This is a genomic window from Mizugakiibacter sp. (genome assembly GCF_039680435.1).
Classification (GTDB): domain Bacteria; phylum Pseudomonadota; class Gammaproteobacteria; order Xanthomonadales; family Rhodanobacteraceae; genus Mizugakiibacter.
Map to the genome: position 1 here is coordinate 1 of NZ_JBDKSX010000118.1, position 2,988 is coordinate 2,988.

Sequence of the window (2,988 nt, forward strand, 5' to 3'; positions counted from 1 at the left end):
GCCCGACTACATGGTGCCGCAGCACTTCGTCGTCCTCGACGCCCTGCCGCTGCTGCCCAACGGCAAGCTCGACCGCAAGGCCCTGCCCGCACCCGCCGACCTCGCGCGCGAACCGGCGAGAGAGAGAGAGATCGTCGCGCCGCGCGACGACCTCGAACGCCGCATCGCCGCGGAGATGGAAGCGGTGCTGGCGTTGCCCGGCCTCGGCATCGACGACAACTTCTTCGAGCTGGGCGGCCACTCGCTGCTGGCCGCGCAGCTGACCGCGCGGCTGAACAAGGCGCTCGGCCTGGCGCTGCCGCTGCGCACGCTGTTCGAGGCGCCGACGGTGGCGCGCCTGGCCGAAGCCGTGCGGACAGCCGCGGCCGAACCGGACACTGCGCGCAAGGCCGCCCGCACGATCCCGCGCCGCGCCGACCGCACGCGCGCGCCGCTGTCGCTGATGCAGCAGCGGCTGTGGTTCCTGGAGGAGATCGATCCCGGCCGCGTGGTCTACAACACGCCGTCGGCGCACCGCCTGCTCGGGCCGATGGACGAGCGCGCCTTCGAGCGCGCCTTCGCCGCGATGATCCGCCGCCAGCCGGTGCTGCGCACGGTGATCGTCAAGGAGAACGGCGAGCCGATGCAGGCGATCCTGCCGCAGCTCGAGGTCGCGCTGTTCCCGGCCGAGGACCTGTCCGCGCTGGCGCCGGCCGCGCGCGAGGAGACGCTGCGGCGCCGGCTCGCCGAGCTGACCGCGCAGCCGTTCGAGCTGGTCGGCGCGCCGCTGTTCCGCACGCACATGTTCCGTCTCGGCGCCGAGGAGCACGTGCTGTTCTTCATGATCCACCACCTGGTCTGGGACGGCTGGTCGTTCGACGTGCTGTACGAGGAAATGGCCGCGCTGTACCCGGCCGCCTGCGCGGGCCGCGAAGCGACGCTGCCCGAACTCGCGGTCGACTACGGCGACTTCGCCATCTGGCACCGCGAATGGATGCAGGGCGAGGAGCTGGCCGCGCAGCTCGCGCACTGGCGCAAGCTGCTGGCCGACGGTCCGGAGCCTCTGGAGCTGCCCGGCGACCGCCCGCGCCCGGCGCGCATGTCCGGCGTCGGCGACAACGCCTGGATCCACGTGCCGAAGCCGACAGTGGACGCGCTGCGCGAGCTGGCCCGGCGCGCCGACGCGACGCTGTACATGGCGCTGCTGGCGCTCTACTTCGTGCTGCTGCAGCGCCACACCGGCCAGCGCGACCTGGTGGTCGGCACGCCGGTGCGCGGCCGCGACGCGCCCGAACTCGAGCCGGTGATGGGCTTCTTCGTCAACGCCCTGCCGCTGCGCGTGCAGGTGGAGCCGGACGCGTCCTTCCTCGACCTGGTGCGCGCGGTGCGCACGGTCGTGGTCGATGCCTTCAGCTACCCGGACGTGCCGTTCGAGCACCTGCTGCGCGCGCTCAAGCTGCCGCGCGACGAGAGCCGCTTCCCGATCTACCAGGCGCTGTTCTCGTTCCAGGACATCCGCCAGCGCCCGGAACAGTGGGGCGCGCTGCGCCACGGCCGCCTGCAGGTGATGCAGCCCGGCGCGGCCGAGGATCTCGGCCTGTGGTTCGTGGAGATGGAGCAGGGCCTGAGCGGCGGCCTGGGCTACAACACCGACATCCTCGACGCCGCCAGCGCCGAGCGCATGCGCGACCGCTACCTCGCGCTGCTCGACGCCGCGCTGGCCGACCCCGCGCAACCGATCGGGCGCCTGGCGCTGATGCCCGACGCCGAGCGCCGCCGGCTCGAAGCCTGGAACGCGACGCAGGCGCCGTACGCGGCCGACGCGCTGATGCACGAGGCGTTCGAGACGCAGGCCGCGCGCGCGCCGCAGCGCATCGCCGTGCGCTTCGGCGCGCAGGCGCTCAGCTACGGCGAACTGGAAGCGCGCGCCAACCGCATCGCCCACGCGCTGCGCGCGCGCGGCGCGCAGCGCGGCGCGCTGGTCGGGCTGTGCCTCGAACGCGGGCCGGACGTGCTCGCCGCGCTGCTCGGCGTGCTGAAGTCCGGCGCCGGCTACGTGCCGCTGGACCCCGCCTACCCGCGCGAGCGGCTCGCCTTCATGGCCGAGGACGCCGGGCTGGCGCAACTGGTCACCACGTCCGACCTCGCCGGCCTGATCGCATGGCCGCGCGAGCGTGCGCTGTGGCTGGGCGCCGACCTGCCGGCAGCGCTGCCCGCGACGCCGCCGCGGCGCGACGCCGCCGCGGCCACGCCGGAATCGGTCGCCTACGTGATCTACACCTCCGGCTCCACCGGCAAGCCGAAGGGCGTGATGGTGCCGCACCGCGCGGTGGTGAACTTCCTCGCCGGCATGCGGCGCGCGCCGGGCATCGACGCCGACGACGTGCTGGTCGCGGTGACCACGCTGTCGTTCGACATCGCCGTGCTGGAACTGATGCTGCCGCTGACCGCCGGCGCGCAAGTCGTGCTGGCCGACCGCGACACCGCGATGAACGGCCACGCATTGGCCGACCTGCTGGAAACCTGCGGCGCGACGATGATGCAGGCCACGCCCTCGACCTGGCGCGCCCTGCTCGACGCCCGCTGGAGCGGCGACCTGGCGTTCACCGCGCTGTGCGGCGGCGAGTCGATGGGCGCCGGGCTGGCCGCGCAACTGCGCGCGCGCTGCAAAGCGGTGTGGAACATGTACGGCCCGACCGAAACCACGGTGTGGTCGACCTGCTGGCGCGTCGAGCATCCCGGCGAGGGCATCTCGATCGGCACACCGATCGCCAACACCCAGGTGTGGGTGCTCGACGCGCAGCGCCAGCCCTGCCCCTTCGGCGTCCCCGGCGAGCTGTGGATCGGCGGCGACGGCGTCGCCCTCGGCTACCTCAACCGCCCCGAGCTCACCGCCGAACGCTTCCTCCCCGATCCGTTCCGCAACGCCCCCGGCGCCCGCCTCTACCGCACCGGCGACCGCGGCCGCTGGAAACCCGACGGCACCCTCGAACACCTCGGCCGCCTCGA

General features: G+C 73.7%; 1 protein-coding gene. It reads left to right on the forward strand.

What is annotated here, in order from left to right:
* On the forward strand, window positions 1-2,988 hold a 2,988-nt coding region (locus ABFC67_RS12640; protein WP_346738388.1), incomplete at both ends, for an amino acid adenylation domain-containing protein.